Source organism: Nocardia sp. bgisy118, assembly GCF_057708605.1.
The window spans coordinates 25,747-52,154 of sequence record NZ_JBYISM010000020.1 but is presented as its reverse complement, the minus strand read 5'-3'; the positions used below and the strand labels follow the sequence as shown (position 1 = coordinate 52,154).

The following is a 26,408-nucleotide window of genomic DNA, read 5'->3' as shown; positions in this document are numbered from 1 at the left end:
ACCGGCCAATGTCATACCGAGGGTGGTACTTCCGGAGGATCGCGGCGCCCGTGCGCGGGCCGGATAGTCGACACATGACCGAATCCATCGCCGAAACCGGGGCGGGAGCCGTGCAGCGGCCCCGCGTAGCCGACGCGCGCCCCGCGCGGCTCGTCGCGCTCGACGTGCTGCGCGGCATCGCGATTCTCGGCACGCTGGGCACCAATATCTGGATCCTGACCAACCCCGAGGGCCTGATCGGCTACATCGAGGAACTGGGCGCCGCGACGGACGGCGGCTGGATGTGGACCGAGCGGATGCTGCAACAGCTGGCGCAGGGCAAGTTCCTCGGCCTGCTGACGATCATGTTCGGTATCGGCCTCGCCATCCAGCAGGCCTCAGCGGTGCGCCGCGGGCGAGCGTGGCCGGGCGGCTATCCGTGGCGAGCCGGGCTGCTGTTCCTGGACGGCCTGCTGAACTTCGTGCTCGTCGCCGAGTTCGACGTGCTGATGGGTTACGCGGTGACCGGCTTGGTGGTCGCGTTCGTGCTCGCCACCGGTGAGCGCGCGCAACGCCGCTGGCTCGTGATCGCGGCGGCCGTCCATCTGGCACTGCTGACGCTCATCGCGCTCGCGATGACCTTTGCCCCGCAGCCGGATTCGGCCGCGCGCGAGCCGCTGAACCCGAATCCCTATGCGGACGGCTCGTTCTGGGACCTGGTGGTCTTCCGCCTGGAGAACGCGCTCGCGTTCCGCGTCGAGGCCGTCTTCGTGTTCGCCATGTCGGTGGCGCTGTTCCTCGCGGGCGCGCGGCTGTACCGGGCGGGCGTGTTCGCACCGGAGGGCGCGCGAATCCGGCGGCGTCTCATGCTGATCGGCGCGATCGCCGCACCGATCGACTTCGTCGTCGGCGTCCTCGGCGGCGATCTGGTGCTGTTCACCCGGTACGGCACCGCGCCGCTCGTCGCCTTCGGCATCCTCACCGTAGTCGCCGAGTTCTTTCTGCGCCGCCCGCGGCTGGGTTTCGCGGGCAGGCGGCTCACCGAGATCGGCCGTACCGCGCTGTCCTGCTACATCCTGCAGAACCTGGTGACCTCGGCGCTGTGCTACGGCTGGGGTCTCGGCCTGGCCGCGCGGGTCTCCCCCGAGGCGCGGGTCCCGTTCACGATCGCGATCTACCTGGTGGTCGTGCTGATCATCGCGACGGGCGCCCACTTGTGGCTGCGGCGCTTCGAGCGCGGGCCGGTAGAGTGGGCGTGGCACACCTGCTATCGGCTCCTGGCCGGGGAGCGCTGAATCCGCCCTGGTCCGCGCCGTTGCACCGAGACCAGGTGGCGAACACGAGTAGCCCACTACTCGTGTTCACCGCCCCGCCTCGTCCCATGCTGAAATGAAACCTTTCCGCACTCTCGACGAGGGGAATCGTTCATGAAGGCCGCGGTGCGCCGCGTGTGGCTGGCGTTCAATGTGCCGTTGGAAGGCCGGGTGCCCTGGATGTACCTGGATTCCGAGGGTTTCGTGAGCACCGGTGTCGGCAACAAGCTCGACGACACCGCGCGGGTGCGTGCCGCCCCGACTCCAGCCGAACGAACCGCCTCGCTCATCGCGGCCCGCAGGCTGCCGTGGCGACGCCCGGACGGCTCGGCCGCCACCGGCGCGGAGGTCAACGCGGCCTGGGACGCGGTGAAGAACCGGATGGACCTCGTCGCGGGCGGCAATCGCGCTTTCGCGGACGTCTCCCTGCTGCGGTTGACCGACGAGGACATCGACCGCACCGTCTACGGCCGGCTCGACGAGCTGGAGACGCTGCTGCGCGGCCGCATGGTCCGGCACGGCAGCGGCGCGGTGGTCATGCCGTTCGCCGCCTTCGACTCCTGGCCCGCCGACGCGCAGCTCGGCATGCTCAGCATGTGCTGGGCGATGGGGCCGAGATTCAGCTTCCCCGCCTTCCAGGACGCCGCCTTCGCCCGCGACTGGCTGCGCTGCGCGGCCGCCTGCCGGGTCAATCCCGAGATCGGCACCGTGATCCGGCGCAACGATCGCGATCAGGAGTTGTTCCGCAACGCTTTTCGCGTCGAGGAGGAGCAGCTCGATCCGGAGGTCCTGCTGTTCCGTCTTCCTGAACTACCGTCGGGCAGGTGAGTTTCGCCGAGCGTTATCCGCTGCTGCACACCCCCGCCCGCTGGGAATGGGGCGGCCTCGATGTCCGCTTCTCCATCGAACTGCCACCCGACGAGCTGGTGACCAATGTGCACGCCGTGTGCTTCGTCGGCGAGCGGATCGTACTGTGCCGCGACGACCGCGACGTCTGGCTGCTGCCGGGCGGCACCCGCGAGGCGGGCGAATCCGTCGACGAGTGCCTGCGCCGCGAACTGCGCGAGGAGGCGGGCGCCCGTCCGATCGGCCCGGTGCGATGGCTGGGCGCGCACCACGCGACCAGCGACGCGCCGGAACCGTACCGGCCGTGGCAGCCGCACCCGCACAAGGCGTGGCTGTGGTGCGCCGCCGACGTCGTCCTCGACCGCTCCCCTAGCAACCCCGCCGACGCCGAGCAGATCCTCGAGGTCCGCGCCTTCGCGTTCGAGGACGCACTCGAGCACGCCGCGTCGGATGGCGCGCACCTGCCCGAACTCCTCACGCTGGCAAGGGAACTGCACCGCCCAGGTGTGCGGTAGCGCACCGCGGCCGACAACCTCGGGACCATCCGCCGGGCGGGTGCTCCGGGGATGCCGGGCGCACCGCCGTTTGGTCCGGTGCACAAATCACGGCGGCACAGTCTTGTTCTTTGCCCCTGGTGAAGGGGGTCCGCGATGCGCTGAGCTTGGACGGACGACGAGGTCGACGCCACCGCCCCGGGTGCGGAGTTGCCTCGACCACACTCGAGCAGAAGGTTGCGGTCTTGGCTTCTCCCACAATTCCGGCGGTCGAGCGGGTGCGCCCGGACACCCTCTGCGCGGCGTTCCAGGCGAACGTCGCGCGATACGCCGACGCGGTCGCGCTGCGCACCCTCGGCGGCGGGCAGACCATCACCTGGCGCGAGTACGGAGAGCGGGTGCGCGACATCGCGACCGGTCTGGCCGCGCTCGGCGTCCGCCCCGGCGACACCGTCGCGCTGATGCTGACCAACCGGCCGGAGTTCCACCTGTGCGACACCGCCGTGCTGCACGCGGGCGCCACACCCTTCTCCGTGTACAACACCAATCCGGTCGACCTGCTCGCCTACCAGTTCGGCAACGCGGGCAATCGGACCGTGATCTGCGAAAGCCAGTTCGTGTCACGGATTCTGGACGCGGTGGCCGAGGCCGCCACGCAGGGGCATCGCGTCGAGCGCGTGATCGTCGTGGACGAGGCGCCGGCCGGTACCGTCGCGCTCGCCGCGCTCGAATCGAGCACGGCCCCCGCGGGTTTCGATTTCGAGTCGACGTGGCGCGCGGTGCGTCCCGACGACCTGCTCACCATCGTCTACACCTCGGGCACCACAGGACCGCCGAAAGGCGTCGAGCTGACGCACACCAATTTCCTCGAGAACTCTCGCGTCATCGATCAATTCGGCGGCGGCCCGGACGACCGGGTCATCTCCTATCTGCCCGACGCGCACGCGGCCAACCGCTGGTTCGCGCACTACCTGACCATGCTGGAGGGCGGCCGGATCACCACGGTCGCGGATTTCACGCAGGTGGCCGCCGCGCTGGCGGAGGTGCGGCCGACGGTGTTCCTCGGCGTGCCCCGGGTGTGGGTGAAAGTCAAAGGCGCGCTGGAGGAACGCTTCGCCGCGGAACGCCCGCCGCGCCGCACGCTGGTCCGCTGGGCGGTCGGCATCGGGCGTATCCGTGCGCGTGCCGCCTCCGACGGACGCGCGCTCGGGTTCACCGAGCGGATCCAGCACAGCGTCGCCGAACGACTGGTGCTGCGCCCGCTGCGGGCGCGGCTCGGCTTTGACCGAGTGCGCGTCGCGGTGACGGGCTCGGTGGCCATCCCACCGGACGTGCACGAGTTCTTTCTCGGCATGGGTCTGCCGTTGTGCGAGGGGTACGGCATGACCGAGTGCACGGCGGGCGCGACGCTGAACGGTCCTGCCCGGATCAAGATCGGCACGGTCGGCACGCCGCTGCCCGGCGCGGAGGTCCGCCTCGCCGCGGACGGCGAGGTGCTGATCCGCGGCAAGATGGTGATGCGCGGCTACCGCGACGACCCGGCCGAGACGGTGGACGCCGACGGCTGGCTGCACACCGGCGACATCGGCTCCTTCGACGCCGACGGCTACCTGTCCATCGTGGACCGCAAGAAAGAACTCATCATCAACGCCGCGGGCAAGAACATGTCCCCGGCCAACATCGAGAACACGATCATCGAGAACTGCCCGCTGGCGGGCGCGGTCGTGGCGATCGGCGAGCAGCGCCCCTTCAACACCGCGCTGATCTGCCTCGACCCCGATCTGGCCGCCGCGTTCGCCCGGCGAATCGGGCTCGCGGCGGCCTCCCCCACCGAGCTGGCCACGGCCCCCGCAGTGCTCGCCGAGATCGAGCGAGGGGTGGCGGCGGCCAACGGCAAACTCTCCCGCGTGGAGCAGATCAAGAAGTACGTGGTGCTCGGCGAGGTGTGGGAGCCGGGCGGCGACTGCCTGACGGCCACCGGCAAACTTCGCCGCGCGCCGATCGCGAGCCGCTACACCGATACGATCGAGGCCATGTACTCGTGATGGTCGTACGGACTCGGAGGCGCTGATGAGCGAACGTGGTGAGCGAATCGTGTGCCAGCGCGCATCGCGCATGACGGAGCCGAGCGCCAGCGAGGCGGAGGCATGAGCGAACGCAGTGAGCGATTCATGTGCCAGCGCGCATCGCGCATGACGGAGCCGAGCGCCAGCGAGGCGGAGGCATGAGCGATGCGGGCGGAAGAGCAGGTCCGAGAGGCCACGCGCACCGCACCGCGGCGATCGACGGCCTGCACCAGGCCGCGGCGTCGCTGCTGGAGGGGTTCTACGGCACGCTGCCGCCGTACGCGCAACTGCCGCACTCGCTGGTGGAGACCGACTTCGCCCGCGGCGCGAAGCTCAATGTCGACCTGTTCTTCGAGTATCTCCGGCGCGGCGCCGAGCCGTCCGAAGCCGACACCAGGGAGCTTGTCGAGCTGGCGATGGACCGGCTGCGCGACGGCACCCCGCTGGCCGATGTGCTGGAACGGTATCGGCTCGGCGCCGTCTTCCTCTGGGACCGGCTACGCGATTCGGTCGGTGACGAGCGCCTGCTGCTGGAGGCCTCGCCCGCGCTGCTGAAGTACGTCACGCTGGTCAGCGCGCGCATCGCCACCGCGGCCACCCAGCGGTCGCACGATCCGCGGTGGGAACTGCTCGAGCGCCGCCGCGGCATCGCCGACGCGCTGCTGGCCGGACACGATCCGGTGGAGTGGGCCGCCGACCCGGTCATACCGGTGGCCGACGCCTTCCTGGTCGCGGTGTTCCGGCTGTGCGGAAGCCACGGCGGCACCGCCGCGGCCCTGCGGCACCGCGTCGAAGCCATCCCCGGCGTGTTCTTGCGGCTGGACACCGGCGGCTGGACCGCGCTGGTCCCGCTGGCCACGGGCGACGACGGCGCGGCCGCACTGGCCGGTCTCACCGCGCGCCTGCCCGCGCACGCGCCCGGCCGGGTCCCGCCGTACTGGGTGGGCGTCGGGGCCGCGTCCGCCAGGGCCGTGATCCCCGCGACGGCCGCCGAGGCGCGTGTCCTCGCCGAGCTCGGCCGCTGCCTTTCCTGGCGCGAGATCATCTGTCGCCGAACGGATCTGCACTTCGAGTACACCGTGGCGGCGAGCGACGCCGCGCGGCCGGGCCTCGCCGCGCTGCTCGCCCCGCTGGACGCCCAGCCGATGCTCGCCGAGACGCTGGAGACGTTCGTGGACACCGGCTTCAATCAGCTCGCCACCGCGCGGCTGCTCATGGTGCACCGCAACACCGTGACCTACCGGCTCTCGCGCGTGCACGAACTCACCGGGCTGGATCCGCACCGGCCCGCCGACGCCATGACGCTGTCCGCGGCGCGGCTGGCCCGCCGCCTCGAATCCGCGTCTTTCGCACCGTGATCGGCGTATCCCGTTCCGGCCACCGTGTCCGCGCGACCGATCGTGGGTGAATTCCTGGCTCACCTGACCGAAACGCTCACCGCCGCGGTGGGACCCGGATAGTCTCGGCGATGGGTCCGAAACCCGGATCCTTGCTTCACTGCCGGGAGCGTCCGATGGAGAAGGCTCTGGTCACCGACGGGGTGTCCGCGACACCCTGTAGTCCGGGCGGCGCCCGCACGCCCGACGAATCCCACCGGCGGGCAACGGCTTTACTCCGTCCCGGGATTCTCGCTTTCGGCGGCGCGATCCGCCCGACCGCATTGCACGCCCACCACACCGTTCAGGTGCTCGCCGCACGCACGCCGATCACGGTGATGGACGCGGGCGGGGTGCGCCACCGCGGCACCAGGATCATCGTGCCCGCCGACGCGCCGCACCGGATCGAGACCGCCGCCGAGGGCGCCGCGCTCTATCTCGATCCCGAGACCGCGGCGGGCGCCACCGCCGATCGCCGCGCGCACGCCGGCGGCTGGGCCGACGACCAGCAGGTCATGCCAACGACGCTGGCCACCGCGCCGATCGCCGAGCAGGTGGCCGCGATCGTGCGCGAATTGCGCTGCGCGCCAACGGCCGCCAACGGCTCGCACCGGCACGGCGCGGTGACCGAGGCGCTGCGGCTGCTGCCGAGTCTGGTGCCGGACCATTCGATGCGCGGCGCCGACGTGGCCAAGCGGGTCGGGCTCTCCCCCGCCCGGCTCTCGCACCTGTTCGCCGAACAGGTCGGGATGCCGTTGCGCCCGTACATCCTGTGGCTGCGGCTGCGTTTGGCGGTCAACCGGTTCCGCTCCGGCGACGATGTCGCCGCCGCCGCGCACGCCTCCGGTTTCGACGACAGCACCCAACTCACCCGCACCTGCCGTCGCACCTTCGGGTTGACGCCCGCCGCGCTGCATCGCGCCGAACTGTGGGACCTCGGCGACGGAGCCTGACGGACGCCGTCGGACGTCGGTCCGTCGACAGCCCGCGCACGGCCGGCGCGAAGCCGAACACACGCCATGACGCCGCGCCGCCCGTACCCGGTACGCTCGATCCCATGTTCTCGCGGGTGCGGCTGACGGCCTTCGCGGTGCTCGCGTGCCTGGCGCCCGCGCTCGCACTGCTGGTCGCGCCCCTGCCCGAGCACGCGTCGCTGGCCGCGCTCGGTGTGCTCGCCGTCGCGGTGTTCGCGATGGTGGCGCTGCACGGCGGCGCGGTCGCGCCGCTGGTCGTCGCCCGCGGCGGACCGCCGTCGGCACAGCGCCGCAGGCGCGGTTCCTATCTGCGACAGAGCAATCCCGATACGGCGGGCCGTCCGCGGCCGCGAGCACCGGGACTGGTCACGGGCTGATCGACGGCCCGCGCCGCGGCGCGGGTGTGGTCGGCCCGCGCCGTGACCATCTCCACTTCGCGTGCGTGTGCGCGCACGTCTCACCGAATCAGGTGCTCCCCCAATGCTCGATGTCCTCTATTACCCTGTCTCCGCCGTGCTCTGGCTCTGGCACACCGCGTTCGCCGCGCTGCTCGGATCCACCAGCGGCCTGGCCTGGGTACTGGCGGTGGTGTTCCTCGTCGTCACGCTCCGCGCGGCCATGTATCCGCTGTTCCTGAAACAGGTCCGCACCCAAGCCGTCGTGCGGCGCCTGCGACCCGAGATCGAGGCGCTGCGCAAGCGCTATCCCGACGACAAGCAACGACAGGCCGTCGAAATCCAGAAACTGCACCGCGAGAACGGTGTCGGCGTGCTGGCGGGCTGCCTGCCGATGCTCGGCCAGGGGCTCGTGTTCCTCGCGCTGTTCCATGTGCTTCGCTCGTTCGACCGCACCGGAACGCTCGGCCATCTGCCCTTCCAGGCGACGTCGACGCCGATGACGCCCGAACAGAACGCGCAGACCCCGAACTACGTCTTCGACGCCGCCGATGTGCAGTCCTTCCTGAACGCCAAGCTGTTCGGCGCGCCGCTGTCGGCCACGCTGACCGGTCAGCCGAGCGTGGCGATCGCCGCGGTCGCAGGCACGCTGATGCTGGTGGCGGCCATCGCGACGCACTTCACCGCGCGCGCCGCGATCGCCCGCCAGGACCCGGCCACGGCACAGCTGCCGCTGCTGAACACGATGACGCTCTGGGTGTTTCCGGCGGGCGCGCTCGTCGGCGGCGCACTGCTTCCGGTGGCGATCCTGCTGTACTGGGTGGCGAACAACGGGTGGACGCTCGCGCAGCAGCACGTCGCCCACCGCCGCGTCGACGCCGAGGTCATGGCCGCGGCGGCAGCGGCGGCCACGGCGCGGCAGGACAGCGCGCCGAAGCCAGGGGTGAAGCCGATGCCGGGCGTGAAGCCGCGACCGGGCGTGAAATCCCGGCGTGGCCGTCGGTGACCTGCCGGGGCACGCCGTCAGGCAGCGGGTGTGGCCCGCAGGTAGTGCTTGGCGGCGATGCCCCACAACACCTGGCGCACGCCGAGCGGAGCCCAGCCCGCCGAGCGATCCTCCAGCACCACCGGATCACGCAACGTCACGGTGTGCCCCTTGGTCTCCAGCTCGAAAACGCCCGCGGCGAGGACGTTCTTGACCCATTCCGTCTCACGGCCGTACGTCAGCGCGATGCGGTAGACGCCGTCGTCTTCGAACACCCACACCGGTGTCCGGTAGGCGCGGCCGGATCGTCGTCCTTTGTGCAACACCACAGCGAAGGGCGGCACCGTGCCCGCGACCAGTCCCGCCACCGGGTTGGTCACGTGCCGGTTGAATCTCGCCACTATGCGCGGAAGCACCATCGGACGGTCCTCTCTCCAGGTGGCGTGCGCTGCCCAGGTTACTCTCGAGCAGTGTCTGCGCAGCCGAACTTCGACGGTCCTTCCGGCGAGATGATCGCGGTCTACGACCGGCAGGGTCGCGCGGTCGGCGCGGCCGATCGCGCCGAGGTCTACCGCGAGGGTCTATGGCACGCCAGTGCCGGGGTGCTGGTGCGTTCGAGGGAAGGCGAGCGGGTCTACGTACACCGCCGCACCGACACGAAGATGGTGTTCGCCGGGATGCACGACTGCCTCGCGGGCGGTGTCGTCGCGCCGGGCGAGGACCCGGCGCGGACCGCGATCCGGGAGCTGGCCGAAGAGCTCGGCATCGTGCTCACCGAGGACGCGGCGCCTCCGCTGCCGATGGCCAGCGCGTCCTGGGACGGGGAATGGGAGGGCAGGCCGATGCGCTGCCATTTGTTCGCCTACGAGCTGCGGTACGACGGCCCCATCCGTCATCAGCCCGAGGAGATCGCCGACGGCTGGTGGTGGACCGACGCGGAACTGCGCGCCCACCTCGCCGACCCGGACTGGCCGTTCGTCCCGGACACCCTGGTACTGGTCGGCGATCTCCTGGCCTGAACCAGCTACGCCGCGCTGCCGCTGCCCAGGGACAGCATCGTGGTCAGAATGTTGGCGACGACTTCGAGCAACTCCATGAAAGGCAATCCTTCGGGTAGTTCATCAGGTGGAGGGCCCAGCATCACGGATGTGGGTGTCGGGGAGGTTACCCGAACATGACGGACTCGGATGGGAGTCCTCGCAGCGTGACCCTCGCCGCAGTCAGCTCGACGAGGCGCCGGTGCTGGCCCAGGACAGGAACGCGCCGGGATTGCGGGTCTGCAGCAGCACCCGGCCGGGACCGACGAAGTCGAAGACGAAGCCTTCGCCGGACTTCAGCGACTGGATGGAGCGGCCGGAGACGGCGCGCCGGATGGTGAAGTTCATGGCCAGGTCGTAGGCCACCACGTGTCCGGTGTCGATGGTGATCGGTTCGCCCGGCTGCAGATCGATCACATCGATCGCGCCGAAGACGCCGACCACGATCTCGCCGTCGCCGTGCGCGCGCAGGCCGAAGCCGCCCTCGCCGCCGAACAGATTCGCGAAGCCGCCCCACTTGCTCTCCACTTGCACGCCGTGCGAATTGGCGATCCAGCCGCCGCGGCTGATGAAGTACGGCCGGTCCGGGGTGATCTGCAGGTTCAGCATGTCGCCGGGCAGGGCGGGCGCGACGTCGACCCAGCCGCCCTGCGGCGGAGCGGTGAAGGTGGAGACGAAGAACGATTCTCCGGAGAGCACCGAGCGCTTGAGCCCGGCCAGGATGCCGCCCTCGGCCTTGGCCTGCAATGTGACTCCCGCCGAATGGGCGACCATGGCGCCGCTCTCGACCCGCATCGGCTCCCCGCCTGCCAGGAAGCACCGCGCGACGGTGGAGGCGGGGTTGTGGCGCAGATTTACCTTCATGCCGCCGACCCTACCGCGTGTGCGCGGTGGACAGGGATGAGCGAATTCGGCCCCGGGAGACCGGGATTCGCTGGATCGTCAGTCGAGCGAGCGCAGCGTGTCCTCGCTGCGCGCGACCACCGCGCCGCCGTCGCCGGTGAGCACGATCGGACGCTGGATGAGCTGCGGGTTGTCGGCCAGCGCCGCGATCCACCGATCCCGGTCGGCGGGCGTGCGGCCCCAGTCCGCCATGCCCAGATCCTTGGCGATCTGCTCGCCGGTGCGGGTGATGTCCCACGGTTGCGCGTCGAGCCGCCGCAGCACCTCGCGCAACTCGTCTGCGGTGGGCGGGTCGTCCAGGTAGCGGCGCACGGTGTAGGTCGCACCCGTCTCGTCCAGGTGCGCGGTCGCGGCGCGGCTCTTCGAGCACCGCGGGTTGTGCCAGATCTCGGTCTGCCCAGATGTCATGCCTCCAGATAATCACGTCCCGCTACAGGTGCATCAAGTCCGGCCAGGTCTCGGCCCACGGATGACGCGCGCCAGTGCACTTCCACACGGTGACGTCCTGGGTGTTGCCGGGGAAGCCGAGCCTGCTGTCCGCCTTGCCGACCGGCTCCACGCTGTCGAAATTCCAGCGCAGGAAGCTCTCGGTCATCCCGACGGCGAGCACGGTGCTCGCCTCGTCGAGCGGCCTGCCGAAGTAGCCGTAGCCGCGGCTCGGGCTGTAGATCGGCGGCAGCTCGTCGCGGGCGAACTGGTCGAGCGCGCTGGCCTGCCAGTAGGTGTCGGTGACGACGACGGCGTTCGCGCGTTCGGCCGGGGCGAGGGCCGCCGCGGCCCGCGACACCGCGGCGGTCAGCTCGGGCCAGCCGAATTCGCCGTATACGCCGATGTTGATCGCGGCCTCGGCATCGTCGGCGGGCGGTGCGATGTGGTCGGGGTGCTGCCACGGCGTCGACCACAGCACGAGTGCCGCGGAGCACAGCACCACCGCCGACCCGCCCCCGGTGAGCAGCCGCCGCGGCGAGGGACCCAGTCGGCCCGCCTGCTCGACCAGTCCGACCGCGCCCGCGGCGAGCACCACGCCGTACATGCCCGCCACGTAGTAGATACGTCCGCCCGTCACCAGGAAGATCGCGACGAGCAGCAGTAGCGTCGCCCCGAGGAAGCGGTACGGGCGCAGGGCCGGAGTGCGCAGCAGCGCCCACACGCCGTACACCAGCACGACCGCGCCGAGAATGCCCGCGGTCAGGATGGCCAGGGGCACGAACATCAGCCGCCCGCCGAGTACGCCCTGCTCGCCGCTGATCACCTCGCCCATGCGCAACTGCGGCCAGCCGTTGCCCGCCTGCCAGATCAGCGTCGGCAGCGTCGCGAGCAGGACGATCGCGCCGCCGAGCCACAGCAGCGGGCGCCGGACCAGCTCGCGCGGACCGAGGGCCAGCGAGGTCACGGCGACCACGATCCAGAAGAACGGGATCAGCCACTTCACCTGCATGTCCAGCGCCGTCACCAGCGCGGCGCACAGCAGCAGCGAGTCGCGGCGGGTGCGCACCCACCGCACCACGAGCCAGGTGACGATCACCCACAGCGCGGTGTCGATCGCGTTGGTGGTGAGCATCTTGCCCTGCAACAGCAGAAACGGTGAGGTCGCGTAGGCGGCGGCCGCGAGCAGTTGCGCGCCGCGCCCGCCGCCCAGCTCCCTGGCCAGCAGCGCGGTGAGCGCCACGGCGAGCGTGGTCAGCGCGACCGCGGGCAGCCGGAACACGAAGAACGAGCCGGGAGCGATGGTGTCCATGAGCCGGGCCAGCATCGGAAGCACCGGGCCCTGATCGGCGTAACCGAAGGACGGGTGACGGCCCGCGGCGAGGAAGTACAGCTCGTCGCCGAAGTAGTCGTAGCGAGCGGCCGAGAACAGCAGCACCGCAAGGGAGATACCCGCCACTACGGCGATACCCGCGGTCGCCGCCGGAGGGCGCTCCTCCCCTGCCACGTCCAGCTCCTGACGCTCAACGGTATCGGTCACGCCGCTCCTCGACGAGTTCGGACTCGGGCCTGGTCGAATCTAACGAGAAACGGCCGCCCGCCCATCCGCCCACGGGGGGAGTCGAGATCAGCCTTTCGGCGTAGCCAACGGGGGATCGACAGATACTGGAAGGATGAGCGACACATCGAAGCCCGAAAATCCTTACGGAACACCGACTACCAGCGGTCCCAGTCCGATCCCGCGCTATCAGGCCGTGGTGAACCGCGTAATACGCTCGCTGCTGCGCGTCCCCGTGCTCTCCGGGGTGGTCGGGAAACGACTGATGACGCTGCACGTCGTCGGCCGCACCTCGGGCAAGATCTACGAAGTGCCTGTGGCATACACCCGCCACGGCAGCGCGTTGCTGGTCGGCACCGTGCTGCGGCCGTGGGTGAAGAACCTGCGCACCGGCACGTCGGTCACGCTGACCCGCGGTGGCGCGCCCGAACGCTTCGATCCCGTGGTGCACACCGGCGAGGAGGAGGTGATGCGGCTGTTCGAGATCATCGCGAAAGACAACAAAACCAACGCCTCGTTCAGCGGCATCGGGTTCGACGCCGACGGTTCCCCGAACAAGGCCGACATCTACCAGACCTGGCGGCAGGGCGGTGTCGTCGTCGAGCTGCGGCCGGTCTGATCCCGCTCACACAGTGGCGGTCGCCCGAACAGGCCGACGGCGTCGAGCCAGGAGGTAGGCCGCCCCGGCGGCGGGGATGTTCATCAGCACGCCGTACACCGCACCGGGAACCGCCATCGTGTCGTTGTGCAGCACCGTCACCGCGACGGCGATGGCGATCGCGCCGTTGTGGATGCCGATCTCCATCGCCGAGGCGACGGCCTGATCGTCGTCGACTCCGAACAGCCGCGGCGCGAAATACCCGACCGTCAGGCTCAGCACGGCGAACACCAGGCACAGCGCGGCCAGCTCGCCGAGGTGTTCGGTGAGCGTCTCGAAGTTCTTCGCCACCGCCGCCGCGACCACCAGTGCGAGCACCACGATCGACAACACCTTGACCGCGCCGCGCATCCGCCGCGCCCAGTCGGTGAACCGCCGATGCACCCACATGCCGAGCGCGACGGGCACCAGCACGATCGCGAAGACCTGCGCGAACTTGTCCGGCCGCAGCCCGATCGAGCCCTCGCCGTCCAGGAACACCGTGTAGGACAGCGCGACGACCAGCGGCATGGTGAACACCGCGAGCACCGAATTCACCGCCGTGAGTGTGATGTTCAGCGCGACGTGCCCACCGGCGATGTGGCTGAACAGATTCGCCGACGGTCCGCCCGGCGAGGCCGCGAGCAGCATCATGCCCACCGCGAGCGCGCCCTCCACCCGGAACAGCAGGATCAGCCCCAGGCAGGCGGCGGGCAGGAGCACCATCTGGCAGACCAGCGCGATCGCCGCGGCCGCGGGAAAGCGCAGCACCCTGGCGAAATCGTCGACGGTGAGCGTCAGCCCGAGCCCGAACATCACCAGGGCCAGCGCCAGCGGCAGAAATACGGCGAAAGCCGTTGAACCCATGCGGATCTCCTTCCGAACCGACGCCCGCGAGCGGCATTGCCGGAGTCGACCGTAGCGACGGAAGACACGCAAGGAAAGCCCGCGCGGCGAATGTCTCATCCGCGCGGCGGGTACTGCGCCTTCCGGTATTGGATCGCCCACCAGACTTGCAGCGCGGTGTGCGCGACGCGCAGATCGGCGCCGGTGAGTTCTTCGAAGCGACCGAGGCGGTAGCGAACGGTGTTGGGGTGCACCACGAGTCGCTCGGCAGTGACCTCGACGCGCATGCCAGTGTCGAGGTACGCCTCGACGGTGTCGACGACCGTGCGGACGGACTCGCCGTCGCCGAGGGACGCCAGATAGCGCCGGACGAGTTCCCCGCCCAGGTCGGTGTCGGCGGCGATCGCGGGCAGCAGGCCGACGCTGTCCAGGTCGACGATTCCGGTGCGGCCGAACAGCTGCGCGGTGGTCAGCATGCGGCCCGCCAGGCGAAACGAGCGAGCCAGGTCCTCCAGGCGGGCAGGCGGGCCGAGGCCGACGACCCCGTGCCCTTCCGGGCTTCTGGACTTTTCCACAAAACCGGCGATATCGCCGTCCACCGTGGTCACGAACCCGCGCGGGGCGATGCTCCGGCCTGCGGCGCGGGATTCGTCGGTCCTGGCGCGGTACGCGCGGTACTCGAGCTCCGGGTCCGCGCCGAGTTGCTGGGCGCGGATGCGCAGGTCCGCGGGACCGAGGGTGCCGAGCAGCGCGGCCCTGGTGAACTCGGCGCGGAACTGCTCGTCGTGCCGTGCCGCGGCGATCTCGACGTCGCGGTGCCCAGCGCTGTACGGGACGACGGCCACGTCGACGAGATCGAGCAGCGCGGTGGTCAGCCTCAGCAGTGTGCGATCGGCGGCCTGGCTCTCGCCCGCGGCCGCGCTCAGCTCGGCGAGAATCTCGCGCACCGCGATGCGCCACCCGTTCTGCACATCGGCGAGCGAAATGCCTTGGCGGGCACGGATTTCGCCGAACTCGCGGAGCGCGGCCAGATCCGCGGCGGCCAGCAGGTTGCCGTCGTGCAGCGCGGTGAGCAGGCGGTCGACGATCGAGGTGGTCGACGCGGCGATGGTCGCGGCGGGCAGCGGCGCGTACGCGGGCACCTCCGCCCGCGCCCGCGCCACGATGCGGTCGACCAGTTCGGGCGCCCGATCCCGCACGCGCACCACCGCTCGGCGTTCCGCGGCGGTCGAGAGTCTGCTCATGGCGATCGACCCTACGGCCGGGCGTTTAGAGAAATCAACAAACTGGCGACTGATAGTTCGACACGCCCTCCATGGCGCAGATCACACCTCCCGCCGAATACTCGTCGGGACCCACCACCGCTGTTCGACGAGGAATAGACGATGTATCTGACTCAGGGCCTGCACCGCGCCGCCCAGCACAACCCCGACGGCCTGATGACCATCTGCGGCCCGCGGACGCGGACCAACCGGGAGGTGCTCGACCGGGTGTCCCGATTGGCGGGCGCGTTGCGTGGCCTCGGCGTCGGCGCGGACGACCGGGTGGCGATGCTGTCACTGAACTCCGACCGCTACCACGAGTACCTGCTCGCGGTGCCGTGGGCGGACGCCGTCCTCAATCCGGTGAACATCCGCTGGAGCCCGGCCGAAATCGCCTATTCCCTGGCCGATTCCGACAGCCGGGTCCTCTTCGTCGACGACGCGTTCGCCCCCATGGTCCCCGCGCTGCGGGCGCAGTATCCCGAGCTCCGCGCCGTTGTCCACTGCGGCGACGGCCCGGCCCCCGAGGGCGCGCTCGACTACGAGCGGCTCATCGCGGATGCCACGCCCATCCCCGACGCGCGCCGCGGCGGCGCAGCGCCGGCGGGCATCTTCTACACCGGCGGCACCACCGGATTCCCCAAGGGCGTGGTGCTCAGCCACGCGAACCTGCTGACCTCCGCGCTCGGCGGCGTCGCCACCGGATACCTGATGGCTCCCGGTGCGGTCTTCCTGCACGCGGCGCCGATGTTCCACCTCGCCGACCTGGCCGGATGGCAGGGTGTGCTGATGCTGGGCGGCACCCACGTGATGATCCCCGCGTTCGATCCGGTCGCCACGCTGACCGCGATCCAGCAGCATCGGGTGAGTTCCTCGGTACTCGTGCCGGTGATGATCCAGATGCTGGTCGACCATCCCCGCGCCGCCGAGTTCGACCTGTCCAGCGTGGAGCACATCATGTACGGCGCCTCGCCGATCTCGCAGGCGGTGCTCGAGCGCGCGATGGCCGCCTTCCGGCGAGCCGGGTTCACCCAGGCCTACGGCATGACCGAGGTCGCGCCGATCGCCACCCTGCTGGGCCCGCAGGACCATCTGGCCGGTCGGTTGCGCTCGGCGGGACGGGCCGCCCCGCACAGCGAGGTCCGGATCGTGGATTCCGACGGCGTCGAGGTGCCGCGCGGCGAGGTCGGCGAGGTCGTCGTGCGCGGTGGCCACGTGATGCTCGGCTACTGGAACAAGCCCGCCGAGACCGCGGACGCGGTGCGGGACGGCTGGATGCACACCGGCGACGGCGGCTACATGGACGAGGACGGCTACGTCTACATCGTGGACCGCATCAAGGACATGATCGTCTCCGGCGGCGAGAACGTGTACTCCGCCGAGGTGGAGAACGCCGTCGCCGCGCATCCGGCGGTCGCCGCGGTGGCGGTCATCGGCGTGCCCGACACCGAATGGGGCGAGCGGGTACACGCGGTCATCGTCTGCAAGCCGGGCCGGCAGGTGACGGCGGAGGAGATCCGGGGCCACGCCAAGGAACTGATCGCCGGGTACAAGGCGCCGCGCAGCATCGAGATCGTGGACGCGCTGCCGGTGTCGGGCGCCGGGAAGATCCTGAAACGCGATCTGCGGCAGAAGTATTGGGACACCGGGGCACGGCAGGTCAACTGATCGGGCCGGATCTATTCCCGGAGCGCGAGATTCGCTCCGCGTCGGCACAGACGAAGGGCCGAGCCCCCTCTCGGGAGGCTCGGCCCTTCGATCCGTCGTGCGCGGTGGCCACGTGCGCTGCCCGACGGCGTCCGTCGGCCGTCCGCGCATGGCCGCCGCGGAGGCGGCGGTGGACTCAGCTCGCGCTGCCCGACCCCAGCAGCTGCTGGATGGTCTTGATCAGAACTTCGGCCAGGAAATCCGCTGCAGATCCGGACATGGGGTGCTCCTCATCTCGATACGGTGCGCACGGTCGGCGCGCCGTTAATCTGAAGCATGCATGATTCAGATGTTTGCCGGAGGCGTTTTCGGTCCAAAAAGACCGGAGAAGCATCGCGCGCACACCTGGAGCAGGGCTCCAAGCTGGCATTATCTTCCCAGACAAGCGTCCAGTGGGTTGAATCACATTCCATTCAGTGGAACGCGGGGATCCGTTCGCCGGACACGGCGAAGGGCCGCGCCCATGGGAGACGCGGCCCTCGGCACAACCACCACCCGACACGGCGCGAGCCGCGCCCCCAAAGGAGACACGGCCCGCCACACCACCGAACTACAGGTACTGACCCGTATTCGACTCCGTATCGATCGCACGACTGGCGCTGGCGTTCTTGCCGGTGCATCGAGCGCAGCCGGATGTACACGATGCGCTCACCCGACACGGCGCGAGCCGCGCCCCCAAAGGAGACACGGCCCGCCACACCACCGAACTACAGGTACTGACCCGTGTTCGACTCTGTATCGATCGCACGACTGGCGCTGGCGTTCTTGCCGGTGACCAGAGTGCGGATGTACACGATGCGCTCACCCTTCTTACCCGAAATGCGGGCCCAGTCATCGGGATTCGTGGTGTTGGGCAGGTCCTCGTTCTCGGAGAACTCGTCCACGATCGAATCGTAGAGATGCTGGATGCGCAGACCCGGGTTGCCGGTGTCGAGCACCGCCTTGATGGCGTACTTCTTGGAGCGGTCCACGATGTTCTGGATCATGGCGCCGGAGTTGAAGTCCTTGAAGTACAGGACTTCCTTGTCACCGTTGGCGTAGGTGACCTCCAGGAAGCGGTTGTCCTCGCTCTCGGCGTACATCCGGTCGACGACCCGTTCGATCATTGCGGCAATGCAGGCGACCTTGTCGCCGCCGAACTCTTCGAGATCGTCGGCGTGCAGCGGCAGGTGCTCGGTCAGGTACTTGGAGAAGATGTCCTGCGCCGATTCGGCGTCCGGCCGCTCGATCTTGATCTTCACGTCCAGGCGGCCGGGCCGCAGGATCGCGGGGTCGATCATGTCCTCGCGGTTGGAGGCGCCGATGACGATGACGTTCTCCAGGCCCTCGACACCGTCGATCTCCGAAAGCAGCTGCGGCACAACGGTTGTCTCCACATCGGAGGAGACGCCCGAGCCGCGGGTGCGGAAGATCGAGTCCATCTCGTCGAAGAACACGATCACCGGAGTGCCCTCGGAGGCCTTCTCGCGCGCCCGCTGGAAGATGATCCTGATGTGGCGCTCGGTCTCGCCGACGAACTTGTTGAGCAGCTCGGGGCCCTTGATGTTCAGGAAGAACGACTTGGCTTCCTTGGCATCCTCACCACGCGCCTCGGCGATCTTCTTGGCCAGCGAGTTGGCCACCGCCTTGGCGATCAGCGTCTTACCGCAGCCGGGCGGACCGTAGAGCAGCACGCCCTTGGGCGGGCGCAGCGCGTACTCGCGGAACAGATCCTTGTGCAGGAACGGCAGTTCCACGGCGTCGCGGATCTGCTCGATCTGGCGTCCGAGACCGCCGATGTCGTTGTAGTCGACATCGGGGACTTCCTCCAGCACGAGATCTTCGACCTCGGCCTTGGGGATGCGCTCGAAAGCGAAGCCCGCCTTGGTGTCGACCAGCAGCGAATCACCGGGCCGCAGTTTGCGAATGGGGGCATCGGGGTCGTCCAGATCATCGACCTCGGCGACCTTCGCCAGCGGGCCCGCCAGCCAGACCACGCGCTCCTCGTCGGCATGGCCGACGACCAGCGCGCGGCGCCCGTCATCGAGGATCTCGCGCAGGGTGCCGATCTCGCCGACCGAGTCGTAGGTGTTCGCCTCGACGACCGTCAGCGCCTCGTTGAGGCGCACGGTCTGGCCGTACTCGAGGATCGCGGTGTCGATGTTCGGTGAACACGTCAACCGCATCTTCCGACCCGAAGTGAACACGTCGACCGTCTGATCGTCGTACACGCCGATCAGAATGCCGTATCCGCTCGGCGGCTGACCCAGCCGATCGACCTCCTCGCGCAACGCGACCAGTTGCTGGCGCGCCTCCTTGAGCGTGTCCATCAGCTTCGTGTTGCGAATGGTCAGCGAATCGATGCGGGCTTCCAATTCCCGTGTGCGATCCGGCGAATCGGCGAGTTGCCTTCGGAGTGCAGCCGCCTCGGCGCGTATCGCCTCGAGCTCTCTCCAGGCCGCCGAATCCGAATTCTCGATGGGGCTCATGTGCTGCTCCTCCCAGTCCCGGTCTATCAACGCTACCGGGCGCGAACCGTTCTCGCTTTCCGACATGGTTTCGTCGTGATCACATCTGTGCTGCGATCGGCGGCTGAGTGTCCATGTTAGCCTGCCCTAACCCGACGTGGGCGAGGTCCCTCGTCACCCGAGCCGAAAGGTTGCTGGACAATGCTCCTTCCTGCCAAAACCCTGCGTGTTTCCGTGGCTACCGCCGCGGCAGCCCTCGCCGTTACGGTGGGGCTGACCGCCTGCGGCTCGGACGACTCCTCCGACACCGCCGCGACCGGCACCTCGGCGGTGGTCACCACCTCGGCAGCGGCCACCACCGGCGCGGCGGGCGGGCACGACCACGCCGCGGGCGACGCTCCCAAGCCCGAGGAGTTGCAGGCCACCTTGGCACTGGTCGCCGATCCCAGCAAGCCCACAGCCGAGAAGACCGCGATCATCGTGGACGGTGAGAAGCGCGCCGCCAACATCGACCAGATGAACCAGCTGCTCGCCGGCTACGGCCAGCTCACCTTCGTGGTCAGCGACGTCAAGACCGAGGGCGAGACCGCCACCGCCCAGGTCGTCATCACCTCCCCGCACGGCTCGGCCCCGGCCATGCCGATGACCTGGCAGCACGTCGACGGCAAGTGGAAGCTCTCGGACGCCACCGCGTGCACCATGCTGGGCTTCGCCCAGGCGCCCTGCACGCCCTAGTCGCACCTCGGCCCGCGCGCCCGTGCGTGATTTCCCCGTCTCCGGTGAAACCTCGCCCGGGCGCGTTCTCGGCGCTGCGGCTCCCGAGCGCCTCAGCCCTTCGAGGGGCGGCGTTGCGGCTTGGGGGTGACCACACCCTCGGCGAGCCTGCGGGCGCTCACCAGGAAGGCCGTGTGGCCCTGCATGCGGTGCTCGGGGCGGACTGCGAGGCCGACGACGTGCCAGCCGCGCACCATCGACTCCCATGACCTCGGCTCGGTCCAGCACTCCTGTTCGCGCAGCGCCTCGACCACCTTGGACAGCTGGGTGACGGTCGCCACGTACACGATGAGGACGCCGCCCGGCACCAGCGCCTTGGACACCGCGGACAGCGCGTCCCACGGCGCCAGCATGTCCAGCACCACCCGGTCGACCGGATCGCCCGCGTAGTCGGCGACTTCGCCGACGGTGAGACTCCAGTTAGCTGGACGTTCGCCGAAGAAGCGCTCCACATTGCGAACGGCGTGCTCGGCGTGGTCCTCACGGATCTCGTAGGAGACGACCTCGCCCTCCGGGCCGACCGCCCGCAACAGCGAACAGGTCAGCGCGCCGGAGCCCGCCCCGGCCTCCAGCACCCGCGCGCCGGGGAACACATCGCCCTCGTGCACGATCTGGGCGGCGTCCTTCGGGTAGATGACGGCCGCGCCGCGCGGCATGGACAGCACGTAGTCGACCAGCAGCGGGCGCAGGGCCAGATACGGGGTGCCGTTGGTGGAGTGCACGAGGCTGCCCTCGTCGGCGCCGATCAGATCGTCGTGCTTGATCCCGCCGCGGTGGGTGTGGAACTCCTTGCCCGGCTCCAAGATCACCGTGTGGAGGCGTCCCTTGGCATCGGTCAGCTGCACCCGGTCCCCGGTGGTGAATGGCCCGGTCCGTCTGGCCGTCATGAATCTCCGTTCGCTGCTGGTCTTCGCGCTGTCGTCGCGGTTCGGCACCGGCGTGTCGGTGCCGCCGGATAGCCTGCCAGGTATGCCAGCGCCCGTGTCCACGCCCCCTGCCGACGCCGCCTCCGCACCGGAGCCCGCGCCCGCCGAGACGCGCCGCAGGCCCGCGCTGTCCCCTTCGCGGGCAATGGATTTCAAGCAGTGCCCGCTGAAGTACCGGCTGCGCGCGATCGACCGGATTCCGGAGCCGCCCTCGCGGCACGCGGTGCGCGGCACGGTGGTGCACGCGGTGCTCGAGGACCTGTACGGGCTGCCCGCCGCGGACCGCGTACTCGAGCGCGCCGCCGCGCTGGTGGAACCGGCTTGGGACCGCGTGCTGGCCGCGCAGCCGGAGATCGCGGAACTGGTCGCGGCCGACGGGCTCATGCCGTTCCTCGGCGAGGTCCGCGCGCTGGTCGAGAGCTACTACCAGCTGGAGGACCCGACCCGGTTCGAGCCGGAATCCCGCGAGGCCAGGGTCGAGGTCGAGCTGGACGACGGCGTGCTGCTGCGCGGGTTCATCGACCGGATCGACGTGGCCCCGACCGGCGAGCTGCGGGTGGTCGACTACAAGACCGGACGCGCGCCGGGTCTCGCGCAGGAGACCAAGGCGCTGTTCCAGCTGAAGTTCTACGCGCTGGTGGTGCTGCGCACCCGCGGCGTGCTGCCCGCCCAGCTGCGCCTGATCTACCTGGCCGACCGGCAGATCCTCACCTACGCGCCCGACATCGAAGAGCTCGGCCGCTTCGAACGCACCCTGTCGGCGCTGTGGACGGCGGTGCGCGAGGCGGGCCGCACGGGCGAGTTCCCGCCGTCGACGAGCTGGCTGTGCGGCTACTGCGACTACAAGCCGCTGTGCCCGGAGTTCGGCGGCACCCCGCCGCCCTACCCCGGCTGGCCGGAGGGCGGCGGGGAGTCGCCGGACGAGACCCTGGCCGAGGCCGTCGCCGACTGACCTCCGGACCGGATCACACGCTGAAGTCGCGGAACAGCAGCACCGAGAGTCCAAGGCCGACAAGCAGATTCACCGCGACGGCGGAGCCGAAGACGGCGACAGGTCGCCAGCCCGCCGCACGCAGCCCGCGCAGCGAGAATTCCAGGCCGATCGAGACGAAGCAGCGCGGAGGTTTCCGAGCGCACCGGCGGCTCGGCGGAGGGCGCGGGATCGGCCTGCCGCGCGTGGGTGTCCGACATCAGGGCACCAGCCGATCCGGGATCGCGCCGAGCAGGACGAGCGCGACGAGCGCCAGTCCGACGATCGCCGCCAGCCAGTCCTCGTTCCAGGTGAAAGTGCTGCCCGGACGTTCCTCGGGCGGTGTCTGCGACACGGTGGTGCTCCTTGCGTTCCTCATCGAGAGGCCGCACCGTACCAACGCGCCGCCGCGGGTCGCAGCGGTTGAACTCCGCGTGAATCGATCGGTGGGAACGGACGATCCGGGCGGATACACTCCGGTATCCGCCCGGCGTCCGGCGAGGTCAGAAGGCCCGGCAGGACCGGATGTCGGTGGCCAGGATGGCCTTGGCGCCGAGGTCGGCGAGCTCGTCCATCACCGCGTTGCCCCGGTTGCGCGGCACCAGCGCCCGCACCGCGACCCAGCCGGCGTCGGCGAGCGGGGAGACGGTCGGCGATTCCAGGCCCGGCGTGATCCGCACGGCCTGCTCGAGCAGCTCCTTCGGGCAGTCGTAGTCCAGCATCAGGTACTGCTGGGCGAACACCACGCCCTGGACGCGGGCGATGAGCTGGTTGCGGGCCCGGTCGTTGCGGTCCGACCCGACGGCCTCGATGAGCACGCCTTCCGAATCGCACAAAGTTTCGCCGAAGGCGACCAGGTTGTGCTGGCGCAGCGTGCGCCCCGAACCGACCACATCGGCGATGGCGTCGGCGACGCCGAGCTGGATGGAGATCTCGACCGCGCCGTCGAGGCGGATCACCTCGGCCTCGATGCCGCGGCGCTGCAGGTCCGCGAGCACCAGGTTCGGGTAGGAGGTCGCGATGCGCTTGTCATAGAGATCCTCGACCTTCCATTCCCGGCCCGCAGGCGCGGCGTAGCGGAAGGTGGAGCGGCCGAAGCCGAGCGCGAGGCGTTCCTGCACCGGCGCACCGGAGTCCAGCGCGAGATCGCGGCCGGTGATGCCGAGGTCGAGTTCGCCGGAGCCGACGTAGACGGCGATGTCCTTGGGACGGAGGAAGTAGAACTCGACCTGGTTCGCGGGGTCGAGCACGCTCAGGTCGCGGGAGTCGGTGCGCTTGCGGTATCCGGCCTCGGCCAGGATGGAGGTCGCGGATTCGGACAGGGCGCCTTTGTTGGGGACTGCGACGCGCAGCATGGGGGTGGAGTCCTTTCGGTGTTCGACTTGGCGTGAGCGGGGGCCCTCCGTGGTCACGCTCCGCTACCGCCTACGGGCCTGACCCGTTCACGCCCGGGAACGAAACTACGGGATGGACGCGACCGTCACAGATGTCGGTACACGTCGTCGAGCTTCAGTCCCCGGCCCACCATGAGCACCTGGACCCAGTAGAGCAGCTGCGAGATCTCCTCGGCCAGCGATTCGTCGCTCTCGTGTTCGGCGGCCAGCCAGACCTCGCCCGCCTCCTCCAGCACCTTCTTGCCCTGGGCATGCACGCCGGCGTCCAGCGCGGCCACGGTGCCGGAACCCTCGGGGCGGGTGATGGCACGATCCTGCAGCTCGGCGAACAGGGCTTCGAAAGTCTTCACGGCTGGCCATTCTTTCAGACGCGCATTCCCAGCTACCGTCCCGGTCCACCTCCGACCGGCCGCGAGCCGTGCGTCCGACGGACGCGGGCGAACGAGGTCCGCGCGCGGCCGGACCGAACGCGGCGGAACGCCCAGCGTCCATGGTGACCGGATCGTCCCCGGGCCCGTCGCGCCGTGCCGAACCGTTGGGGCGGTTCGGCACGGCGACTCGGAGTGAAACGAGCGGCGCGATCCGGATTCAGCGCGGCCGGTCGACGCGGTAGATGTAGTGCGCGGTGCCGTTGGCCGGGTTGTCCGGCGTCAGCTCGCCCTCCGCGACGCGCCGCAGTCCCGCCTTCTCGAGCGCCCGCCACGATGCCGCATTGGCCGCCGCGACCGGCACGATGACGCAGTCGGCTTCCGGATACGCCGCCCAGGTGTCGGCCAGGGCGGCACGGATCATCGCCGAACCCACGCCGCGCCCGACCAGGTCCGGCTCGCCGACCAGGTAGTCGACGGTCATCGCCGACTCGGGCACCTCGGCGAGCTCACGCAGCTCGTCGAGGTACTCCGGATAGTCGGCGATCCGGCACCGCTGCACCAGGCCGATCGGCACGCCGTCGGCGTGGGCGAGAAGGTCTTCGGCCGGCTCCTCGCCGCGGGCGGTGGGGCCGAAATCGCGCCGCACCGCCTCCGGCGAGGTCTCGTGGTTCCACCACCGCGCCACGTGCGGACGCGCCAGCCAACCGCCGAGCAGCGGGAAATCCGCTTCGGCGACGCGACGCCAGGTGAACTCCGGCGTGCGCACCTCCTCCGCGCCGGTCACTCCCCCGACGACAACAGGTCCGCCAGTTCGGCGACCGCGACGCGCAAGTAGTCGGCGTACTCGTGCATCTGGTCGGCCACCGCCTTGGGCGTCGCCAGGTAGAGGTTCCAGCGGTCCGGCAGCAGCACGTAGGCCACGCCGATGCAGCGCGGGCTGGTCGAGCCGAAGCCGAAGTACTGGATGTTGACCGACGGCGCCGAGCTGGTGCTGAGGTAGTCGTCGCGCATGATCACCCAGCCGGGGCTGTCGTAGAGCGAAATCGGTTCGGTGACACCGAGTTCCGCGCCGCGGCGGCGCTGGATCCACTGCAGCTCCCACAGGTGCTGCTCCGGCGCGTCACCCGCCTGGCATTGCTTGGCCCGCTCGACATGCTTGGCCGCGGCGGTCCGCGCGGCGGCGAGCCGGGTCGCGGTGTCGGCGGCGGGGTCCTGCATGGCGTCGACGAAGGCGATCATCTCCGGCGTCACCACGCGCATGGCCTCGGTGCGGCCGTTGCGGTACTGGCGGGTCGCGATCGATTCGTAGGTGGCGCCCGTGATGCCTTTGCTGCGCCGGTGCGCGAGCTGGTAGCTCAGCTGGGCGAAGGCGTCCGGCGAGATGCCGAGCTGCTTGGCCCGCGCGGTGCCGAAGTCCTCGAAAGAGACGGTCTGCGTGGCGTTTTCGGCCGCGTAGCGGGCGAAGGCGGCGCCCGCCGACGCGATGTCGGTGCGCAGTTCGGCGTCGAGGGTGAACTCGATCGATTCCACCGGCGGCAGCCCCTGCGCCTGCGCGCCCGAGCGTTCCGCGTGCTCGGCGGCCGAGGACTCGAGCACGGTGTCGACGAAGGACAGGATGGTGGTGCCGTCCAGCCCGCAGTGCTCCACGTTGATGCCCGCCTGGCCGTCGCCGAAGACGATGAACGAGACCGCCTTGTCGAACCAGCGGTTGGCGCTGTCACCGTGCAGCAGCTGGTCGCAGGCGTGCAGGGTGTCGCGCGGGGCGAAGTCCTCCAGGCACAGGCAGAACAGCGCCGTCTCGATGGTGTCGAGCGCCGCGACGTTGGCGGGTTCGGCGCGGAGCGCCGTCCGGCTCGCGGCCCACTCGGCGCGCGCCTTGGTGGTGAGGTGACCGACGGCGGTGTCGGTGCGCGCCGAGCGCGACCCGGCCTTGAGTACCGCGCGCAGACCGTCGGCGAGGTCGTCGAGCGAGTACGGCGCGCCGCCCGCGCCGATCACGTCCATCCGGAACATGCTGCCGCGGTAGAACACCACGATGTGCCGCTCCCGCGAGGGTCCCGGCCACTCCGGGCTGTAGGGCACCCGGACGGAGTCCTGCTGCTCGCCGGGAATCCTGGTCTCGGAGAACAGGTACTTGTTCTGCCACATGGACAGCTGCTGCCCGCGCTGGGTGACCGGCGGGATCGCCTCCTCGTCGAGGGCCAGCTTGTAGTCGACGGCGGCCGAGACGATGGCCGCGGCCCGCTCCACCTGATCGGCCGCGGTGGAGGCGGCCAGCGGCGTGTCGTCGCGGAAGAGGAAGAAGAAGTTGGCGTTCAACGCGATTCGGTCGCGCCTGCCGAGATAGCGCGACGGCCAGAACAGGTCGAGCCAGCTGCCGACGCCCGGCGTGGCGTCGTAGTCCGCCAGTGCCGCGTGCAGCGTCCGGCCCGGGCCGTCCGGGCGGAGCAGGTCGGCGACCGCCGCCTCGGTGGTGGCGAGTTCGTCGTCGGTGAGCAGCGGGCTGCACCACTCCAGGAACCTGGCGCAGCTGTCCTCCAGCGTCGGCAGCGGTACCCGGGGCAGGTGGTCTTCGGCGGCGAAGGTGCGGTCGGTCAAGTCGGGGTCCTCGCGGTTCGGGTGCGGTGGGTGAGACGCGCACGGCGGGACAGCATCCGTGCGCGGGAGTTCGTGGAATGCGTCGCTCCACTACAGATCCTCGGCGACGAGGCCGAGTTTCGAC

At 70.0% G+C, this 26,408-nt stretch carries 26 protein-coding genes and 1 pseudogene; 13 read left to right on the top strand and 14 right to left on the bottom strand.

What is annotated here, in order from left to right; all coding sequences use genetic code 11:
• Positions 1-74 precede the first annotated feature (74 nt).
• From AC3EO7_RS23405 to yidC, 8 genes are all read left to right on the top strand, one after another.
• Positions 75-1,274 (top strand): DUF418 domain-containing protein, encoded by a 1,200-nt coding sequence (locus tag AC3EO7_RS23405; RefSeq protein ID WP_435592391.1) that lies wholly within the window; start codon positions 75-77, stop codon positions 1,272-1,274.
• A 132-nt stretch (positions 1,275-1,406) separates the two neighbouring features.
• Complete coding sequence (locus AC3EO7_RS23400) at positions 1,407-2,120, top strand: hypothetical protein (RefSeq protein WP_431968647.1); 714 nt, start codon at positions 1,407-1,409, stop codon at positions 2,118-2,120.
• Positions 2,117-2,653 carry an NUDIX domain-containing protein gene (locus AC3EO7_RS23395; protein WP_431968649.1) on the top strand — a complete coding sequence of 179 codons (537 nt, stop codon included), beginning with the start codon at positions 2,117-2,119 and terminating at the stop codon, positions 2,651-2,653. Before AC3EO7_RS23400 ends, AC3EO7_RS23395 begins: the two co-directional genes overlap by 4 nt.
• 224 nt (positions 2,654-2,877) lie before the next feature.
• On the top strand, positions 2,878-4,677 hold the full coding sequence (locus AC3EO7_RS23390; protein ID WP_435592390.1) for an AMP-dependent synthetase/ligase: 1,800 nt from the start codon (positions 2,878-2,880) through the stop codon (positions 4,675-4,677).
• 179 nt (positions 4,678-4,856) lie between these two features.
• Positions 4,857-6,056, top strand: a complete 1,200-nt coding sequence (locus AC3EO7_RS23385; protein WP_435592389.1) for a PucR family transcriptional regulator — start codon at positions 4,857-4,859, stop codon at positions 6,054-6,056.
• 155 nt (positions 6,057-6,211) lie between these two features.
• Positions 6,212-7,027: a helix-turn-helix transcriptional regulator gene (locus AC3EO7_RS23380; protein WP_431968655.1), complete on the top strand. Its 816-nt coding sequence runs from the start codon at positions 6,212-6,214 to the stop codon at positions 7,025-7,027.
• Positions 7,028-7,131: 104 nt separating this feature from the next.
• Positions 7,132-7,425: a DUF6412 domain-containing protein gene (locus AC3EO7_RS23375; protein WP_431968657.1), complete on the top strand. Its 294-nt coding sequence runs from the start codon at positions 7,132-7,134 to the stop codon at positions 7,423-7,425.
• 103 nt (positions 7,426-7,528) lie between these two features.
• The gene (gene yidC, locus AC3EO7_RS23370) at positions 7,529-8,449 is read left to right on the top strand and encodes a membrane protein insertase YidC (protein ID WP_431968659.1); all 921 of its coding nucleotides are present in this window, start codon (positions 7,529-7,531) and stop codon (positions 8,447-8,449) included.
• Between the two features lie 17 nt (positions 8,450-8,466).
• Here yidC and AC3EO7_RS23365 read toward each other — a convergent pair whose 3' ends face one another.
• Positions 8,467-8,847, bottom strand: a complete 381-nt coding sequence (locus tag AC3EO7_RS23365) for a nitroreductase family deazaflavin-dependent oxidoreductase (RefSeq protein WP_431968661.1) — start codon at positions 8,845-8,847, stop codon at positions 8,467-8,469.
• 90 nt (positions 8,848-8,937) lie between these two features.
• Between AC3EO7_RS23365 and AC3EO7_RS23360 the strand changes: the two genes are divergently transcribed.
• Positions 8,938-9,447 carry an NUDIX hydrolase gene (locus AC3EO7_RS23360; protein WP_435592426.1) on the top strand — a complete coding sequence of 170 codons (510 nt, stop codon included), beginning with the start codon at positions 8,938-8,940 and terminating at the stop codon, positions 9,445-9,447.
• 201 nt (positions 9,448-9,648) lie between these two features.
• On the opposite strand, the gene AC3EO7_RS23355 is transcribed toward AC3EO7_RS23360, so the two are convergent.
• From AC3EO7_RS23355 to AC3EO7_RS23345, 3 genes are all read right to left on the bottom strand, one after another.
• Positions 9,649-10,329 (bottom strand): TIGR00266 family protein, encoded by a 681-nt coding sequence (locus tag AC3EO7_RS23355; protein WP_431968663.1) that lies wholly within the window; start codon positions 10,327-10,329, stop codon positions 9,649-9,651.
• A gap of 78 nt (positions 10,330-10,407) precedes the next feature.
• Positions 10,408-10,776 (bottom strand): arsenate reductase family protein, encoded by a 369-nt coding sequence (locus tag AC3EO7_RS23350; protein WP_431968665.1) that lies wholly within the window; start codon positions 10,774-10,776, stop codon positions 10,408-10,410.
• Between the two features lie 22 nt (positions 10,777-10,798).
• Positions 10,799-12,334 carry a glycosyltransferase family 39 protein gene (locus AC3EO7_RS23345; protein WP_435592388.1) on the bottom strand — a complete coding sequence of 512 codons (1,536 nt, stop codon included), beginning with the start codon at positions 12,332-12,334 and terminating at the stop codon, positions 10,799-10,801.
• 133 nt (positions 12,335-12,467) lie between these two features.
• Here AC3EO7_RS23345 and AC3EO7_RS23340 point away from each other — a divergent pair, with 133 nt between their 5' ends.
• Entirely contained in the window at positions 12,468-12,971 is a 504-nt protein-coding gene (locus tag AC3EO7_RS23340; protein WP_431968669.1) for a PNPOx family protein, read from the top strand.
• A gap of 6 nt (positions 12,972-12,977) precedes the next feature.
• Here the strand turns inward: AC3EO7_RS23340 and AC3EO7_RS23335 are convergent, their stop codons facing one another.
• Together AC3EO7_RS23335 and AC3EO7_RS23330 are read right to left on the bottom strand one after the other, a co-directional pair.
• On the bottom strand, positions 12,978-13,856 hold the full coding sequence (locus tag AC3EO7_RS23335; protein WP_435592387.1) for a bile acid:sodium symporter family protein: 879 nt from the start codon (positions 13,854-13,856) through the stop codon (positions 12,978-12,980).
• A gap of 95 nt (positions 13,857-13,951) precedes the next feature.
• Positions 13,952-15,079 carry a PucR family transcriptional regulator gene (locus tag AC3EO7_RS23330; RefSeq protein ID WP_431968673.1) on the bottom strand — a complete coding sequence of 376 codons (1,128 nt, stop codon included), beginning with the start codon at positions 15,077-15,079 and terminating at the stop codon, positions 13,952-13,954.
• A 141-nt stretch (positions 15,080-15,220) separates the two neighbouring features.
• Here AC3EO7_RS23330 and AC3EO7_RS23325 point away from each other — a divergent pair, with 141 nt between their 5' ends.
• The gene (locus AC3EO7_RS23325) at positions 15,221-16,765 is read left to right on the top strand and encodes an acyl-CoA synthetase (RefSeq protein ID WP_435592386.1); all 1,545 of its coding nucleotides are present in this window, start codon (positions 15,221-15,223) and stop codon (positions 16,763-16,765) included.
• Between the two features lie 746 nt (positions 16,766-17,511).
• On the opposite strand, the gene arc is transcribed toward AC3EO7_RS23325, so the two are convergent.
• Entirely contained in the window at positions 17,512-19,272 is a 1,761-nt protein-coding gene (gene arc / locus AC3EO7_RS23320) for a proteasome ATPase (RefSeq protein ID WP_431968677.1), read from the bottom strand.
• 180 nt (positions 19,273-19,452) lie between these two features.
• Between arc and AC3EO7_RS23315 the strand changes: the two genes are divergently transcribed.
• A complete protein-coding gene (locus AC3EO7_RS23315; RefSeq protein ID WP_435592385.1) occupies positions 19,453-19,986 on the top strand; it encodes a WKL family lipoprotein in 534 nt (177 codons plus the stop codon).
• Positions 19,987-20,078: 92 nt separating this feature from the next.
• Here AC3EO7_RS23315 and AC3EO7_RS23310 read toward each other — a convergent pair whose 3' ends face one another.
• A complete protein-coding gene (locus AC3EO7_RS23310) occupies positions 20,079-20,912 on the bottom strand; it encodes a tRNA (adenine-N1)-methyltransferase (protein ID WP_435592384.1) in 834 nt (277 codons plus the stop codon).
• A gap of 82 nt (positions 20,913-20,994) precedes the next feature.
• Between AC3EO7_RS23310 and AC3EO7_RS23305 the strand changes: the two genes are divergently transcribed.
• Positions 20,995-21,903 carry a RecB family exonuclease gene (locus AC3EO7_RS23305; protein WP_435592425.1) on the top strand — a complete coding sequence of 303 codons (909 nt, stop codon included), beginning with the start codon at positions 20,995-20,997 and terminating at the stop codon, positions 21,901-21,903.
• 13 nt (positions 21,904-21,916) lie between these two features.
• Here the strand turns inward: AC3EO7_RS23305 and AC3EO7_RS23300 are convergent.
• From AC3EO7_RS23300 to AC3EO7_RS23275, 6 genes and pseudogenes are all read right to left on the bottom strand, one after another.
• Positions 21,917-22,063 (bottom strand): annotated as a pseudogene (locus AC3EO7_RS23300) (putative sulfate exporter family transporter); the annotation flags it as partial.
• Between the two features lie 78 nt (positions 22,064-22,141).
• Positions 22,142-22,276, bottom strand: a complete 135-nt coding sequence (locus tag AC3EO7_RS23295; protein ID WP_431968685.1) for a hypothetical protein — start codon at positions 22,274-22,276, stop codon at positions 22,142-22,144.
• Between the two features lie 148 nt (positions 22,277-22,424).
• On the bottom strand, positions 22,425-23,276 hold the full coding sequence (gene hisG, locus AC3EO7_RS23290) for an ATP phosphoribosyltransferase (protein ID WP_431968687.1): 852 nt from the start codon (positions 23,274-23,276) through the stop codon (positions 22,425-22,427).
• Between the two features lie 125 nt (positions 23,277-23,401).
• Entirely contained in the window at positions 23,402-23,665 is a 264-nt protein-coding gene (locus AC3EO7_RS23285; protein ID WP_067847679.1) for a phosphoribosyl-ATP diphosphatase, read from the bottom strand.
• 238 nt (positions 23,666-23,903) lie between these two features.
• Positions 23,904-24,470: a GNAT family N-acetyltransferase gene (locus AC3EO7_RS23280; RefSeq protein ID WP_431968689.1), complete on the bottom strand. Its 567-nt coding sequence runs from the start codon at positions 24,468-24,470 to the stop codon at positions 23,904-23,906.
• Positions 24,467-26,284 (bottom strand): choline/carnitine O-acyltransferase, encoded by a 1,818-nt coding sequence (locus AC3EO7_RS23275; protein WP_431968691.1) that lies wholly within the window; start codon positions 26,282-26,284, stop codon positions 24,467-24,469. The genes AC3EO7_RS23280 and AC3EO7_RS23275 overlap by 4 nt, the downstream gene beginning before the upstream one ends.
• Between the last annotated feature and the right edge of the window lie 124 nt (positions 26,285-26,408).